17 protein-coding genes and 1 tRNA gene are annotated in these 15,589 nt (G+C 41.5%); 13 read left to right on the forward strand and 5 right to left on the reverse strand.

Features of this window, described 5'->3' with window-relative positions:
• Positions 1 to 34: 34 nt before the first annotated feature.
• The gene (locus IGI66_RS05470) at positions 35 to 1,954 is read right to left on the reverse strand and encodes an ABC-F family ATP-binding cassette domain-containing protein (RefSeq protein ID WP_438847947.1); all 1,920 of its coding nucleotides are present in this window, start codon (positions 1,952 to 1,954) and stop codon (positions 35 to 37) included.
• Positions 1,955 to 2,156: 202 nt separating this feature from the next.
• Between IGI66_RS05470 and IGI66_RS05475 the strand changes: the two genes are divergently transcribed.
• The gene (locus IGI66_RS05475) at positions 2,157 to 2,795 is read left to right on the forward strand and encodes a redox-sensing transcriptional repressor Rex (RefSeq protein WP_010781253.1); all 639 of its coding nucleotides are present in this window, start codon (positions 2,157 to 2,159) and stop codon (positions 2,793 to 2,795) included.
• A gap of 70 nt (positions 2,796 to 2,865) precedes the next feature.
• On the opposite strand, the gene IGI66_RS05480 is transcribed toward IGI66_RS05475, so the two are convergent.
• Complete coding sequence (locus IGI66_RS05480; RefSeq protein WP_438847949.1) at positions 2,866 to 3,210, reverse strand: thioredoxin family protein; 345 nt, start codon at positions 3,208 to 3,210, stop codon at positions 2,866 to 2,868.
• 129 nt (positions 3,211 to 3,339) lie between these two features.
• Here IGI66_RS05480 and IGI66_RS05485 point away from each other — a divergent pair.
• Positions 3,340 to 3,410: transfer RNA gene (locus IGI66_RS05485), tRNA-Gly, on the forward strand.
• A gap of 403 nt (positions 3,411 to 3,813) precedes the next feature.
• On the opposite strand, the gene IGI66_RS05490 is transcribed toward IGI66_RS05485, so the two are convergent.
• The gene (locus tag IGI66_RS05490) at positions 3,814 to 4,503 is read right to left on the reverse strand and encodes a CPBP family intramembrane glutamic endopeptidase (RefSeq protein ID WP_010781188.1); all 690 of its coding nucleotides are present in this window, start codon (positions 4,501 to 4,503) and stop codon (positions 3,814 to 3,816) included.
• A gap of 146 nt (positions 4,504 to 4,649) precedes the next feature.
• Here IGI66_RS05490 and IGI66_RS05495 point away from each other — a divergent pair, with 146 nt between their 5' ends.
• The 4 genes from IGI66_RS05495 to IGI66_RS05510 all read left to right on the forward strand — a co-directional run bounded on the left by IGI66_RS05495 (position 4,650) and on the right by IGI66_RS05510 (position 7,310).
• The gene (locus IGI66_RS05495; RefSeq protein WP_010781187.1) at positions 4,650 to 4,865 is read left to right on the forward strand and encodes a hypothetical protein; all 216 of its coding nucleotides are present in this window, start codon (positions 4,650 to 4,652) and stop codon (positions 4,863 to 4,865) included.
• Complete coding sequence (locus IGI66_RS05500) at positions 4,852 to 5,796, forward strand: SPFH domain-containing protein (protein ID WP_010781186.1); 945 nt, start codon at positions 4,852 to 4,854, stop codon at positions 5,794 to 5,796. The genes IGI66_RS05495 and IGI66_RS05500 overlap by 14 nt, the downstream gene beginning before the upstream one ends.
• 43 nt (positions 5,797 to 5,839) lie before the next feature.
• Complete coding sequence (locus IGI66_RS05505; RefSeq protein WP_438847952.1) at positions 5,840 to 6,556, forward strand: DNA/RNA non-specific endonuclease; 717 nt, start codon at positions 5,840 to 5,842, stop codon at positions 6,554 to 6,556.
• Positions 6,557 to 6,668: 112 nt separating this feature from the next.
• Complete coding sequence (locus IGI66_RS05510; RefSeq protein WP_367377802.1) at positions 6,669 to 7,310, forward strand: lactate utilization protein; 642 nt, start codon at positions 6,669 to 6,671, stop codon at positions 7,308 to 7,310.
• Between the two features lie 57 nt (positions 7,311 to 7,367).
• Here IGI66_RS05510 and clpP read toward each other — a convergent pair whose 3' ends face one another.
• On the reverse strand, positions 7,368 to 7,961 hold the full coding sequence (clpP, locus tag IGI66_RS05515) for an ATP-dependent Clp endopeptidase proteolytic subunit ClpP (RefSeq protein ID WP_010739616.1): 594 nt from the start codon (positions 7,959 to 7,961) through the stop codon (positions 7,368 to 7,370).
• A gap of 391 nt (positions 7,962 to 8,352) precedes the next feature.
• On the opposite strand from clpP, the gene IGI66_RS05520 reads away from it, so the two are divergent.
• The 5 genes from IGI66_RS05520 (at position 8,353) to IGI66_RS05540 (ending at position 13,161) form a co-directional block, all read left to right on the forward strand.
• A complete protein-coding gene (locus IGI66_RS05520) occupies positions 8,353 to 8,868 on the forward strand; it encodes a hypothetical protein (RefSeq protein WP_010781183.1) in 516 nt (171 codons plus the stop codon).
• A 79-nt stretch (positions 8,869 to 8,947) separates the two neighbouring features.
• Positions 8,948 to 9,682 carry a glycerophosphodiester phosphodiesterase gene (locus IGI66_RS05525; RefSeq protein WP_010781182.1) on the forward strand — a complete coding sequence of 245 codons (735 nt, stop codon included), beginning with the start codon at positions 8,948 to 8,950 and terminating at the stop codon, positions 9,680 to 9,682.
• Positions 9,679 to 10,602, forward strand: a complete 924-nt coding sequence (miaA, locus tag IGI66_RS05530; protein WP_438847955.1) for a tRNA (adenosine(37)-N6)-dimethylallyltransferase MiaA — start codon at positions 9,679 to 9,681, stop codon at positions 10,600 to 10,602. Before IGI66_RS05525 ends, miaA begins: the two co-directional genes overlap by 4 nt.
• 77 nt (positions 10,603 to 10,679) lie before the next feature.
• Positions 10,680 to 11,924: a GTPase HflX gene (hflX, locus tag IGI66_RS05535; protein WP_438847957.1), complete on the forward strand. Its 1,245-nt coding sequence runs from the start codon at positions 10,680 to 10,682 to the stop codon at positions 11,922 to 11,924.
• Complete coding sequence (locus tag IGI66_RS05540; protein ID WP_316407175.1) at positions 11,908 to 13,161, forward strand: aminotransferase class I/II-fold pyridoxal phosphate-dependent enzyme; 1,254 nt, start codon at positions 11,908 to 11,910, stop codon at positions 13,159 to 13,161. The genes hflX and IGI66_RS05540 overlap by 17 nt, the downstream gene beginning before the upstream one ends.
• A 28-nt stretch (positions 13,162 to 13,189) precedes the next feature.
• Here IGI66_RS05540 and IGI66_RS05545 read toward each other — a convergent pair whose 3' ends face one another.
• A complete protein-coding gene (locus tag IGI66_RS05545; RefSeq protein WP_438847959.1) occupies positions 13,190 to 13,372 on the reverse strand; it encodes a hypothetical protein in 183 nt (60 codons plus the stop codon).
• A 182-nt stretch (positions 13,373 to 13,554) separates the two neighbouring features.
• Between IGI66_RS05545 and IGI66_RS05550 the strand changes: the two genes are divergently transcribed.
• On the forward strand, positions 13,555 to 13,935 hold the full coding sequence (locus tag IGI66_RS05550; RefSeq protein ID WP_010744471.1) for a MerR family transcriptional regulator: 381 nt from the start codon (positions 13,555 to 13,557) through the stop codon (positions 13,933 to 13,935).
• 46 nt (positions 13,936 to 13,981) lie between these two features.
• Positions 13,982 to 15,322, forward strand: coding sequence for a type I glutamate--ammonia ligase (glnA, locus tag IGI66_RS05555; RefSeq protein WP_010781177.1), 1,341 nt, complete (start codon positions 13,982 to 13,984; stop codon positions 15,320 to 15,322).
• The last annotated feature ends 267 nt before the right edge of the window (positions 15,323 to 15,589 follow it).

Raw genomic sequence — 15,589 nt, forward strand, 5'->3', positions numbered from 1 at the left:
AAAGGAGAGAGGTGCCATCGGGCAAAAGTTGTACTTATTCAAATTCTTCTAATTCCAAGCTGAGTTCTTCCCAGCTTGCGAGCTGTTCTTCTTGAAATGCTTTAGCCGTTTCCAATTCATTCGTCAATTCTAATAATTGAACATGATCATTCAAAATATCCGGATGACTCATTTGTGTTTCAAGTGCATCGATTTTTTCATCTAAAGACGAGAGGCTTTCCTCGATCGACTCGATTTTACGACGTAAGCTACGAATCAGCTTTTGCTGTTCTTTGTCCTGATGAAATTTCTTTTTAGGCACTTCGACAGGGTCATTTTCTTTCGCTTGCAATTCAGCAATTTCTTCTTCTTCTCTTTTTTTCTCTAAATAATAGTCATAATCACCAAGGTATAATTTGCTGCCCTCTGGAGATAATTCAATCACTTTGTTTGCGATGCGATTGATAAAATAACGGTCATGAGAAACAAAGAGCAGGGTGCCCTGATAATCGATCAGCGCGTTTTCTAACACTTCTTTGTTGTCGATGTCCAAATGGTTGGTAGGTTCATCCAGTATCAAAAAGTTTTCTCTGTTCATTGATAGTTTTGCTAAAGCCACACGAGCTTTTTCCCCACCACTCAGTAGCGGAATTGTCTTTTCGACATCCTCACCACTGAATAGGAAACCACCTAAAACACTTCGAATCTCTTTTTCGGGGGTCGTCGGATGTTCATCCCAAAGCTCAGCTAAAATCGTTTTATTTCCATGGAGATCCGCCTGCCCTTGATCGTAATATCCGATCGTCACATTGGTTCCAAAATGGGGAGTCCCTTTGATGAAGGGCAACTGACCGATCAAGGATTTTAATAACGTAGATTTTCCGATCCCGTTTGGTCCGACAAGGGCGATGGCATCCTCACGACGGATATCTAGATCCACTGGTTCGGACAACGTATCCTCATAGCCGATTGCAGCTTCTTCAACTTGCAGGACCACGTTGCCTGAAATTTTATCAATATCGAACATGAATCTTGCTGATTTTTCCTTGCCATCCGGCCGGTCTAGCCGATCCATTTTCTCTAATGTTTTGCGGCGGCTTTGGGCGCGTTTTGTCGTTGAAGCGCGGACTAAATTGCGGGCGACGAAATCTTCAAGCTTTCCGATTTCTTCCTGCTGTTTTTCATACGCCTTCCAGTCACTAGCAAGCTGCGCGGCTTTTAAGTCTAAATAACGAGAGTAATTTCCTTTATAATGACGAATCTTATGGCGAGAAATTTCATAAATCTCATTTACGACGCGATCCAAAAAATAACGGTCGTGAGAGACAATTAAAAGAGCCCCCGCATAGCCTTGTAAATAATCTTCCAGCCAGGCCAGTGTTTCGATGTCTAAGTGGTTGGTGGGTTCATCAAGAATCAAGATGTCTGGTTTTACTAGCAGCATACGAGCCAAAGCAAGACGCGTTTTTTGACCACCCGAAAGAGTGCTGATTTCTTTATCGTAAAAACTGTCATCGAATTTAAACCCGTGAAGGACGCTTCGAATCTCATTTTCATAGCCGTACCCGTTCTGTTCATTGAAATCATGCTGTAGTTGATCGTATTCCTTCAATAAAGAAGCGTAGCGAGCCTCAGTTTCTGGGGTATCACCGATAGCGATTTCGACTTCTCGCATTCGTGCTTCCATTTGACGGACTTTTTCAAAAGCCTTCAGCATTTCGTGCCAGATCGTTTCTGTTGAGTCCAACCCCGTATCTTGAGCGAGGTAGCCCAGCGTGGCTTGTTTATTTTTGATAACTTGCCCCGCATCGGGTGCTTCGATACTGGCGATAATTTTTAGTAGTGTCGATTTGCCCGCACCGTTTCGCCCAACGAGACCGATCCGTGCTTTGCTGGCGACTTCAAGATGGATATTTTCAAATAGCGTGTCTGCGCCAAAATAGCGAGCAATTTGATTTGCTTGTAATAAAATCATTGGATATCTTCCTTAAATTTATTTTTCCGAATGGATTAAGTCTATCATATTTTCGCAGACCTTGCGATTGGAAGCGGTCATTTCAGTTAATCGTGATTTTTTCACAAAATTTCGAGCAAGTGCGTTGCATTTTCACTAAGATTCTTGCTATTATAGTGCAGTAGTCAACATTTACGAAAATTTTTGATAGAGGAGAGTTATTGTGAAAGAACATTCAATTCCAAAAGCGACTGTTAAACGATTGCCGTTATATTATCGGTATTTGCGTATTTTAAATAATGCTGGAAAAACAAAAGTATCATCTACAGAACTAAGCGAGGCGATCCAGGTCGATAGCGCAACGATTCGTCGGGACTTTTCATACTTCGGTGAATTAGGGAAACGTGGATATGGATACGATGTCGAAGATTTGATGCATTTCTTCGGTAAAATCTTAAATGACGACCAGTTGACCAACGTCGCATTAGTCGGTGTCGGTAATTTGGGAAGCGCGTTGTTAAAATTCAAGTTCCATCAAAGCAACAGCATCCGAGTAAGCTGCGCCTTCGATGTTAAAGAAGATATCGTAGGACGTATCGTTGATGGCATCCCTGTGTACCCATTAGACAGCATGGTCGAACAGATCAAATTGCAACAAATCGAAATCGCTATTCTGACTTTACCAGCACAACAAGCGCAACAAGTGGTGGATCAATTAGCGGCAGCTGGAATCAAAGGAATCTTAAACTTTACAGCCGCTCGTCTTACTGCACCAGAGGATGTTATTATCCAAAGTGTGGATCTGACCAATGAATTGCAGACCTTGATTTATTTCTTGCACCACAACAATAACGACAAATAAAAAAAACTGAGCCTGTGCTCAGTTTTTTTGCTGTCTAGCTTATAGAGGTGTTGAAACTCAAATGTTTCGCTTACTGGTCACCGAATAGCATTTGATAGTCCGTGGTTTCCGAATCTTTTGGCAATTGCTGCAATAACTCGTTTAAAGTGGTGAAATCAATAAAACGGGCTTGACGCGCAATTTCTTTTCCGTCGTGGTAGACCAAAACGGCGGGGACAGTCAGAACTTCAAAAAAGCCTGCCAATTCTGGTTCGTGCAGAATGTCTAAACGATGAAAAGGAATAGATGCCTCTTCGGCAAGCTTTCTTACTTTCGGTTCATCTACATGACAGATGCTGCAAGTTTCAGAAGAGATGAACACGACATTATTTGCCTCATTAGATAAAGACTCTTGAACCATGCTCAATTTTTCCATGGCACACATCCTTTCCTGAAAAATACTTACTATCTGTAAGATAATCAGAATTGGTCAAATTGTCAATTTAGTTGTTTGAGAAAAATAGTTGTTTGATTTCATAAAAAGCGTTATACTCTCTAATGTACTGCGGGTGTAGTTTAGTGGTAAAACAGAAGCTTCCCAAGCTTCCGTCGCGAGTTCGATTCTCGTCACCCGCTTTTTGAAGCACCGTGGACTTGATTGTGATCAGTCGCGGTGCTTTTGGTATTTTTTACTTTTCTTTTGACGGACTCTTGCTATTCAATCTGTGCTTGATGTATGCTAAAGGTGATGTGGGAGGGTTCTCCCACTCAGAGGTATTTATCCTTATTAAACCAACGTTTGTGGCTGAGCGTTGGTTTTTTTTTATATTCTTTTGTAAGCGAATTATGCATGGGTGATTAGTTGTGATTTTAACCGGTAAACAAAGAAAACTCGTTTAATAAAGGCTTTTTTATGGGGATTCATAAAAATCTTTTCCTTGAATGCTGTAGCGTTCTTAGTTGGACAAGACGATATTGGTGACTAAACTCTAAAAACGGTATCGGAAACAGACACGAAAAAATCCCCCGATATGGAGGATTACGTGGTGATTCCAAAAAAGCTTAATACAAATAGTAGAAGAGCGGGAAACATCGAGTTCATTGTGTTTAACATCCAGTGAACCATAATAGATCCCCAAATATTTTTAGTAAATAAATAGATCAAGCCTAAGTAAACACCCAATACCATATAGGGAATCATGGCATAGACATTCCCGTTGAAATTGTTCCAATGAACCAGTCCGAATAAGATTCCTTGAACAAAAAGCATGACGATTCGTAAAAATCCATTGGAAAACTTTCCTAGCAATAAATAGCGAAACGTCAATTCTTCAGCAAAGGGAGCAATAAACGGTGAGACAGCGGCCAAGACGGCCCAACCAGCGCTGAGTGTTTGCCCAGAAGTGTTTTCTGAACTGCGAAGCTGAAGAAGTTCACTAGGGATCATTCTGCGTACGAAACTGAGTATAAAGAAAGCGATCGCGACTAAGACGATACTCAACAGCAATTTAAGAAAAAGTCTATGACGATATAGTTGCCACTGTTCCTTTAGAAAATCATGAAATAAGTAAATCATAATCAGAAAACCTGCTAGAAATAAACCAGTTGAACTTAACAAAGAAATTTTTGGGTCCTTATCAAGATGAAGGAGCGGAAAAAGGTAGTCGCCTATCAATAATTCCAAAGGGATTATCAGAAGTCCCCACCATTGTTTTTTTGTTGCTTCCATATCGTTACCTCTCTTTCTTGCATAAGTGTAAAAAAATAGGCAAGAAGTGTAAAGCAATTTGAACGAAAGAAAAATTTCTTTTGGCAACTTTTTGGTATAATCAAAGGAAGCTAATAAAAAGGGGTTGAGAGAGTGTGGATTATCAGATGCAAAAGACCATGGGGAAATGTTTTCGCAGCAAGGGAACAAGTGTTATCGGAACAATCCGAATTCTAGGCAGTTGGTATGATTTTAAAGTAGTAAACGGGCCACCAGAGATAGGCGACATGTTGGAGGTCATTGATTTTACCAGTCGTGAATTGCTTGTTGTCATCAATAATAATTTAGAAGAAAGTGATGTGAATTATCTTGTTCATCGTTAATATTATCTTATTTATAATCATAGCTGTCGTCGTTTTGTTTATCATTAGTCAATTGGTAGTCATTGTTCAGCAAGGGGAAGTCAAGGTCGTAGAAAGCTTTGGGAAGTATGTAAAAACAATCGACCCGGGACTGCATTTTCTGATCCCTATTTTATATGTTGTGCGCCGTCGTGTGTCATTAAAGCAAACGCCTATTCAGATCGAACCGCAAAGTGTGATTACTCGAGACAATGTAATCGTAGAGATCGATGAAGCGATAAAATATCACGTGACAGATGCACGGGCTTTTGTGTATGATAATGAAGATTCTGTCACGTCTATGATCCAAGATTGCCAATCCAATTTACGAGGCATCATTGGTAAAATGGAACTGAACGAGGTATTAAACGGCACAGAAGAAATCAATGTTAATCTTTACGAGAGTGTGAAGGACATTACGGCCGGTTATGGCTTATCCATAGATCGGATCAATATCGGAGAGATTTCGGTTTCCAACGAGATCATCAATTCGATGAATAAGTTAATTACTGCTAGTCGAGACAAAGAATCCTTGATCACCATTTCGGAAGGGAAAAAACAGTCTGTGATTTTAGAGTCTGAAGCAAAATCCTCTGAAATGCAGATCGATGCAGAAGCTCGAGCAAGACAAACCAAAATCGATGCAGATGCCCGCGCCGAACGGACGAAAATCGATGCAGCAGCAGAGGCGGAACGGATTGAAAAGATCACCGAAGCGGAAACTTCTCGAATCAGAGAAATCAATAAAGCCATTGCTGAAAGCAATTTGACGGATGAAATGATTGCCTACTTGGGGATCGAAGCCTTCAAGCACGTGGTTGAAAACAATGGCAATACTGTTATTATGCCAAGTAATTTAACCGAACTCGGCAATGTACCGGCAATCAAGGAAATTTGGAAACAAACGAACTAAAGAGATTCGTGTGATGGGAGACACTAATAGTAGAAAGTAGGAGTTGAGAACCATCGCAGCAAAGAAGCAAGCACCAAAAATTATTTCCGCAATCGTCATTGCGTTAGCCGGGATATATGGACTTTATTCCCAAATAGCACCGGATAGCCAATCAGGAAATTCAAACAAGGAAGTCGCTATAAGTCAGTTATCAGAGATTCCTGAGTATGACGGTGAGCATCAAACAATTGAGATAAATCATAACCAACCGGATTTTTCTAAAAAGGATCTTTCTCTTGAGCAGCGTACTTGGACAAGCTTTTCTGATCTCGACGCGTTGAATCGAGTTGGCGTTGCAAATGCGATGTTAGGAAAAGAATTGATGCCCCACCAAGAACGGGAACGTTTATTTGTCAAACCGACCGGCTGGCATCAAAAATTTTACAACGATGAGCCTTTGTATAATCGAGCTCATTTGATCGCCTATCAATTTTCAGGAGAAAATAACAATCTTAAGAACTTGATGACGGGAACAGCTTCACTGAATGACCCTGGGATGAACGATCACGAAAAGGAAATCGGAAATTATATACGTAAAACCAATCACCATGTCCGTTATCGGGTGACGCCTTATTTCAAAGGGGAAGAATTGGTTGCGCGAGGCATTCAAATGGAGGCGGAAAGTATCGAAGATGATCAAATTTCTTTTAACCTTTTTGTTTATAATGTGCAAGAAGGCATTACGATTGATTATCAAACAGGCTATTCGCAAAAGGAGTAAAGAAATCACCCAAATTTGGGTGATTTTTTATTAGAAAAAGTCGTTATCCTATTGTTATTATGAGAAATTTCCTTGAGAATAAAGAAGAAGCTAAAGGAGAGGGTTACGAATAATGGAAGAGTACCAACGGGAACGTTATCTGGCTGCAGCAATGACGCTTAGTAAAAAATTAGCGCGCCGACAATTTCAACCAATCATTTGTCGAAATTTAGAGGAAGCAGCAGATCATGCGTTAGATATGATTGATCCGAACAAGACAGTAGGGCTTGGCGGCTCTATTACAGTGGAACAATCTGGGATAATTGAAAGGTTGTATCAGCGAGATCAGAAAATGATTGATCGCGAACAAACGAATTCGGTGGAGGCGCGGCATCAAGTGATGAAGCAAGCGTTGACTGCTGATTATTTTTTGACTAGTATCAACGGGATCTCTGAAGAGGGAGAATTGGTAAACATCGACAGTGTTGGCAACAGGGTAGCTGCGTTAACGTATGGACCAGATAAAGTAATCGCATTTGTCAGTATGAGAAAAGTGTATGGGAATCTTGAGACTACCTTAGAAATGGTTCGCAAAAACACGGCGCCATTGAATGCCCACCGTTTAGGGTTAGAAAAGACCCCTTGTATAAAGAAAGGTACTTGCGGAGACTGTCTGAACACAGAATGCATTTGCAATACGATCGCGATTACTCGCCGCTCGATGGAGAAAGACCGTATCCTTTTATTTTTGATCCTTGAAGATGTTGGGTTATAGGAGAGTATTTTATAGAGAACACAAAAAAACCGAGGAATTTTCCTCGGTTTTCTTTGTTTAGCTTAAAGAACTGCTGTTTTCCATTACTTCATCGATCAAACCGTAAGCTTTTGCTTCGTCGGCAGACATGAAGTTATCACGATCTGTGTCACGTTCAATGACTTCGATCGGTTGACCAGTACGTTCAGACAAAATGTTGTTTAAACGTTCGCGGGTCTTCAAAATGTGGCGAGCAGCGATTTCAATCTCTGTTGCTTGTCCTTGCGCACCACCAAGAGGTTGGTGGATCATGATCTCAGCGTTTGGCAATGCAAAGCGTTTGCCTTTCGCGCCAGCGGTCAACAGGAAGCTTCCCATAGAAGCAGCCATACCAAGTACAATGGTTTGCACATCGGCTTTGACAAAATTCATTGTGTCAAAAATTGCTAAACCGGCAGATACGCTACCACCTGGTGAATTGATGTAAAGATAAATATCCTTTTCAGAGTCTTGGGCATCCAAGAAAAGTAATTGGGCGATAATAGTGTTCGCCATATCATCGTTCACTTCACCGCTTAACATAATGATGCGGTCTTTCAATAAACGAGAATAAATGTCGTAAGCACGTTCGCCACGAGATGATTGTTCAATGACTGTAGGGACTAAATTCATAGTGAATCCTCCTTAAAAATAGTGTTCGTAATTTAGTTTAGCACAAACGAGGTTGGATTGCTAAAACTTAAAGAAAGTATACAACGTTGGTCAGTTTTGGTCAAATGGAAGGCTTCGATTTTTAAGACGTATCAAACTATCCTAGAAACACGAAAATATGGTACTATTAATAACGAAAAGAACAAACTATTCATTCGTTGATTTTATTTTCACCGTGTATCCTTTAAAAAATGGTATATCACAAAAAAATGTTATAAATTAGACGAGCTTTTTTTATTTATATCTTTAAAAGCGATCGTCTCATTTTTTAAAATTTTCAAGGGGATCACAAAGTGAACAGCGACGTGTTTTTAAAGAAATAGTCCTTAATAGGAACTGGGAGGGAACAAATGTGGAAATTGCATTAATCGGACTAATCGGTGTATTGATCGGGGCAGGCTTGACGGGGATCGCCGTCTACTTTGTTTTTAGATATATTGATTCGCGCCATATTCGTGAAAGAGAACTGGAACATCAGGTCAAAGAAATCGAAACAATCAACCTTTTAAACAAGAAAATCAATGAGGTTTTATCAAAGCGCAATGTGATGATGCAAGAATATGTATCCTTTAATTCATTTGATGATTGCTACATTACGATTGATGACTTTATCTACTTGAACTCATTCACAGCGCAAAATAATTTTTATTTGCCAAACTATTTAATTGAAGAATTCTTCAAAAATATTTCCCATCGAAAAGTTATTTTATCCCCTGAAGAAACGGTCAAAATCGGCGGCTATACTTATAAAGGCGGGCGCATTGTGATGGAGACCTTCTCTGAACAACTTTTAGAAATATTGAACGAGAAAAAACAAAAATTATCTCGCTCAACAAAACAACCATTACGCTATTTTAACGTACAATAATACATTCACGAATACTCGTGAGCAGACTTATATCAGGTTATTGAAAAATGATCGTTGACTACGGACGAGGTGACTATAGATGACAGTAATTATTGCTCATCGCGGGAGTGCTGGAACACATCCAGAGAATACATTGCCTGCGTTTATGGAAGCAGTGCGAGCCGGTGCAGACGGGATCGAACTGGATGTTCAATTAACTGCGGATCAGCAGTTAGTCGTGATTCATGATGAGAGCGTTGATCGAACGACTGACGGAAAGGGCTTGATCCGTGAGTTGACATTAAAGGAAATCAAAAAACTAGATGCTGGAAGCTGGTTTGATGAAAAATACCAAGCAACGAAGATTTCGACCTTGCAGGAAGTCTTGAACCTCTTGCTGCAAATGCGCTTTCGCGGTTTTTTGTGTATTGAGATCAAAACAAATAAATTCCATTATCCTGGGATCGAAGAAAAAATATCGGCGGTCATGACTAGTAAAGAGTGGCCATTTACGTATTGGTATGCAAGTTTCAATATTGATTCGCTGCATATTATGCATCAATTTGAACCGGATGCTCAATATGATCTGATTCAAAAAAATGACTTGGAAAAAAGCCAAGTCGTTCTGGATACTGATTTTATTGAGGGCTTGCATCCTAGTTATGATTGGGTCAAACAGAATCCAGAAATAGCCAAAAACTATGAGAAAACCATCCGTCCGTGGACGCCAAATCTGTACGAGACGATGATGACTTGTTATGAAAAGAACCTCGCTGGAATCATCACTGATTTTCCGGAAAAAGCGATTCGTGCGAGAAGCAGGTATAAGCAATGAAAGTAATTGCAATCGTGGGACCGACAGCAGTTGGCAAGACGAGCTTGAGCATCGACCTTGCCAAACGATTTGACGGAGAGATCATCAGCGGCGATTCCATGCAAGTCTATCGCGGCCTCGATATCGGGACTGCAAAAGTGACTTTAGAAGAACAGGCTGGCGTTTTGCACCATTTGATAGATGTGCGAGATATAGACCAAAGCTATTCTGCAGCCGACTTCCAACAGGCGGCTAGAGAAGTGATTCAAGAAATCACTGATCGAGGAAAAGTCCCCATTGTTGTCGGCGGAACAGGACTTTATATCCAATCGTTGTTATGGGACTACAAACTTGGAAGTGAAGGCGAACGAACGGACGAGTCATTAAGAGAAAAATACGAAGCGATCGCTGAAGCTGAAGGGAATGAAGCGCTGTGGAAGCTCCTGCAGGCGAAAGATCCATTGGCTGCGGAAAAAATCCATTACAACAATCGAAAAAAAATGATTCGAGCACTGGAAGTGTTTGAATTGACGGGCCATTCCATTTTAGAACCGAAAGAACAACCGAAAGAACTTTATGACAGCTTTTTGATCGGCTTGAACACGGAGCGTACGCGCTTGTATCGACGAATCAATGAACGTGTGGATTTAATGGTGGAGCAAGGCGTGTTGGAAGAAGCAAGGCAATTAGCAAAGACTCCAGAAGTTCAGGCGGCACAGGGAATTGGCTATAAAGAATTCTTCCCTTATTTTTCAGGCGAGTGTTCATTGGACAGCGCGATCGAGGAAGTAAAATTACATTCACGAAGATATGCAAAACGTCAATTGACTTGGTTTCGAAATCGGATGTCGGTTCATTGGTATGATCTGGTTCAACATCCAGAAGCAATTGACGAGGTCGAAGCAGCTATAGAAAAATGGTTGTCTAGCGAGAAAGAATAGACGAAATCGACCGTTAAGAAGCAGAAAGAGTTTTTTTTATTTAAAAAATACAGCAGCATTACTTAGGAGGAAACGAATTGTCAGAAAGAGTCATTTTAGTCGGCGTCGAAACAGATGAGACCAAGTATAACTTTTTGGAATCGATGCATGAGTTGGCTGGACTAACCAAAACGGCTCATGGCGAAATAGTTTTTTCATTGACCCAAAAACGTCCAAGAATCGATCGTCAAACGATCATCGGTAAAGGGAAAGTAGAAGAACTGGCACAATTGGTAGACGCCCATGAAGCAGAGCTGGTCATCTTCAACCATGCATTGACGCCGCGTCAAAGCCAAACCATCGAGGAGCGAATTGGTGTTCCTGTGATTGATCGTATTCAGTTGATTTTAGATATTTTTGCCCAAAGAGCGCGTTCTAAAGAAGGAAAGCTGCAAGTAGAATTGGCACAGTTAGAGTATTTATTGCCTCGACTGACTGGACAAGGGCAAAGCTTGTCGCGGCTCGGTGGTGGGATCGGGACACGTGGACCCGGGGAAACAAAACTAGAAACCGATCGCCGTCATATTCGTCGTCGGGTCTCTGCCATCAAAAAAGAAGTGAAGGAAGTCGAAGCGCATCGGGAACGAAGCCGGCAAAAACGGCAGCAATCCAGCGTTTTCCAGATGGGATTGATTGGCTATACGAATGCCGGGAAATCGACTATTCTAAATCTGCTGACGAATGCAGATACGTATTCTGAGGATCAGCTATTTGCGACGTTGGACCCTTTGACAAAGCGTTGGCATCTTCCTCAAGGGATGGAAACGACGATCACGGATACTGTTGGCTTTATTCAAGATTTGCCGACGCAATTAGTGGATGCGTTTCAGTCCACGCTGGAAGAAAGCCGCGGCATGGACTTGCTGCTCCATATCGTTGATGCTAGTGCTGAGGACCGTCAGCAACAAGAAAAGACAGTAAATGACTTATTGAAAGATTTACACATGGAGACTATCCCTATGCTGACGATCTACAATAAAGCCGACCGTATTGATGAATTTACATTTACTCCGACCTTGTTCCCAAGTGTGTTGATTTCAGCAAAGACCAACAGAGGCAAGGAATTACTTGAGGATTCCATCAAGCAGGAGATCATGAATTTATTAGAGCCTTATATAGTAACGTTGAATGCGGATGAAGGCCAGGCATTAAGTGAAATGAAACGAGAGACCCTTGTCTTGAGTGAAACCTTTGATGAAGAAAACGAACACTATGTTGTCCGTGGGTTTGCTAAGAAGAATTCTCTCTGGATTAGGAGAATGGATGATGAATTGGACAACTGATCTAGCACCAGAGTTAGTTGAAAAAGTCGACCGAGTCGATCAGAAAATCGCTGGCCGATTGCAAGAAGTACGAGAGGTCGCGTTATCAAATCAAGCGAAAGTCTTGGCCGCGTTTCGAGAGAATCATGTTTCGGAAAGCCATTTTTTACCTTCTACCGGGTACGGGAATGACGATCAGGGACGGGATGTTTTGGAAGCCGTGTACGCACAAACGTTTGGCGCGGAAGCTGCACTCGTACGCCCTCAAATCGTTTCTGGGACACACGCGATCGCCACCTCGTTATTTGGTGTGCTGCGTCCTGGGGATGATCTGCTTTATATTACCGGAACGCCTTATGACACATTACTTGAAGTTATCGGCGTACAAGGCAATGGAATCGGGTCGTTTAAGGAATACAACATCGGTTACGACGAAGTTGACTTATTGGAAGACGGTGCCGTTGATTTTGATGGGATCAAAGCGAAGATCACGGATAAAACAAAAGTGATTGCGATCCAGCGTTCACGGGGCTATGCCTCACGGCCCTCATTTACGATAAAAAAAATCAAAGAAATGTGTGATTTTGTCAAAACGATCGCGCCGAATGTCGTGATCTTTGTCGATAATTGCTATGGAGAGTTTGCTGAATTATTGGAACCGACGCAAGTAGGTGCCGATTTGATGGCGGGATCATTGATCAAAAATCCTGGTGGCGGAATCGCTAAAACAGGCGGCTATATCGCTGGGAAACAGGAATTGATCGAGCGTTGTGCTTATCGTTTAACGACACCGGGTGTAGGAGCTGAAGGCGGTGCGATGCTTGGCAGTGTCTTTGATATGTTACAGGGATTTTTCCTAGCACCTCATGTGGTGAGCCAAGCGATTCAAGGCGCTGTTTTTTCTGCCGCGTTATTGGAAGAATACGATTTGGCCTCCACCCCTAAGTGGGATCAGCCGCGTACGGATTTGATCCAACTGATTGATTTTCGGGATCGTGAAAAAATGATCCAGTTTTGCCAAGCGATTCAGAAGTATTCGCCCATCGATGCCTATGTTGCCCCTATTCCTTCTTATATGGCAGGCTATGAGGATGACATCATTATGGCGGCGGGGACATTCATTCAAGGAGCAAGCATCGAATTGAGTGCAGATGGTCCTTTGCGTGAACCCTATTCGTTATATCTTCAAGGCGGTCTGACATTTGAACACGTCAAAGTTGCAGTAACGAACGCTGTGAATGAAGTCTATCATCAGTAAAAAGGAGCTCAACCTTGAGCTCTTTTTTTTAGGCCTGTTTTCTATCTAAAGCAGTTTCAGGAAAGGAAAGCTGCTGTTCGTGGTTGAATCTTACAAGATAGGTATGGGTCTCTTTGTTGTAATTTACGATGATCCCTAAATAGCCAGCCATCGGTTGGTCTTTTTTTATTTTAACGGTCTCACCTTTTTGGAAACGGGGCAAAGCGTTCACGTCCTTTTCTTTTTAATGAGTATACGATACTTTTATAAAACAGAAACCTTGATAATAAAAGCTTTTCTCTCTAAATCCGAACGTTTTTAATTTCTATGTAAGAAAATCTAACATTATGCCTTGACGATTGGTTCGTCGGATGGTATCCTTTTTTCAACATCAAAATACAAGGAGGAGATGGTATGCGGGAAAAAGAATTGCGTCGTTCGCTTGCAGTTTTTCCAATTGGTACAGTTATGAAACTGACAGATTTGACCGCAAGGCAAATCCGGTACTATGAGGAGCAAGAATTGATTCATCCGGAACGAAGTGAAGGCAACCGTAGAATGTATTCTCTAAATGACATTGATGTGCTGCTTGAAATCAAGGATTATTTATCCGATGGGTTAAATATGGCGGGAATCAAGCGTGTCTATCAAATGCGCCAAGAAGAGGTCAAAGCGGCCAAAGAGAAACCACCATTGACTGATAAAGATGTTCGTCGTATTTTCTACGATGAGATGCTGACGCAAGGCGGTTTTCAACAACAAAATCCATACCAATCGCAAGGGCCTAAGCTGTAGCGGTTGTGGAATAAAAAAATGAAGTGCGAGGAAGGGATTAGATATTATGCCGAAAAAAGATCTAAGTAAAGAGGATATTAAACGAATTGTTGAAGAAGAGAACGTCCGATTTTTACGCTTGATGTTCACAGATATTATGGGGACGATCAAAAACGTTGAAGTACCTGTGAGCCAAATGGATAAAGTCCTAGATGATAAAATGATGTTCGACGGTTCATCTATCGAAGGCTTTGTTCGGATCGAAGAAAGCGATATGTACTTGTATCCAGATTTGTCTACTTGGATGATTTTCCCATGGGAAAGTGATCACGGCAAAGTGGGACGTTTGATTTGTGACATTTACAGTCCAGATGGCACGCCGTTTCCAGGGGACCCTCGTGGGAACTTGAAACGCATTTTAAAGGGAATGGATGAATTTGGTTTTACATCATTCAACTTAGGACCAGAACCAGAATTTTTCCTATTTAAAATGGATGAAAATGGCGATCCTACATTAGATTTGAACGACAAAGGCGGCTACTTCGATTTTGCACCGACTGACTTAGGTGAAAATTGCCGTCGCGATATCGTGTTAGAGCTTGAAAGTTTAGGGTTTGAAGTCGAAGCGTCGCACCATGAAGTTGCACCAGGACAACATGAAATCGACTTTAAATATGCCGATGCGATCGAAGCATGCGATAACATCCAAACGTTCAAATTAGTAGTGAAAACAATTGCCCGCAAGCATGGTCTTCACGCGACCTTCATGCCGAAACCTTTATACGGCATCAATGGTTCTGGTATGCACTGCAACATGTCCTTATTCAATGAAGACGGCAATGTTTTCTATGACGAAGACGGCCCAATGAAATTAAGTAAAACTGCTTATCACTTCTTAGCAGGATTATTGAAACACGCGCGTGCATACACGGCAGTATGTAACCCGATCGTAAACTCTTACAAACGTTTAGTTCCCGGCTTTGAAGCACCCGTATATGTAGCATGGAGCGGGCGCAACCGTTCGCCATTGATTCGTATCCCTGAATCTCGCGGCTTGTCTACTCGTTTAGAATTACGTTCAGTCGACCCTGCAGCTAATCCATATTTGACTATGGCTGTTCTGTTGGAAGCTGGTTTAGACGGAATCCGTAACGAATTAACACCGCCGGCAGCAGTTGACCGCAACATCTATGTGATGACGGAAGAAGAACGTAAAGAAGCAGAGATCTATGATTTGCCATCAACGATCCACAATGCGATCAAAGCATTGCGTGAAGATCAAATCATGGTGGATGCCCTTGGAAACCATATTTACACAAACTTCAATGAAGCAAAACGTATGGAATGGGCAGCCTTCCGTCAAACTGTTTCTGAGTGGGAACGCGATCAATATCTAGAGCTTTACTAATCCAAACTCGCAAGACCTTTGAGGACATCCTCAAGGGTCTTTTTTTGACCAAAAAATAACGATTTCAAAGAAAAATGACTGAATTTGATTGTTGCGGATTAAGAAAAAAGAAAGAAAAAAATAATTGCGTCCTTTTTATCCAACGCATGTTAAAGGAACATTGGAGGCAAGGTTCAGATGCTCGTTATAAGTTACTTCCAATAAATAATTTGGTGTTGACGTTTTCAAAAAATAGCAGTACCTTTTTCGTGAAGATATCTTACGAAA

The sequence above is a fragment of the Enterococcus sp. AZ048 genome (assembly GCF_051715125.1).
GTDB classification, from domain to species: domain Bacteria; phylum Bacillota; class Bacilli; order Lactobacillales; family Enterococcaceae; genus Enterococcus_A; species Enterococcus_A gilvus.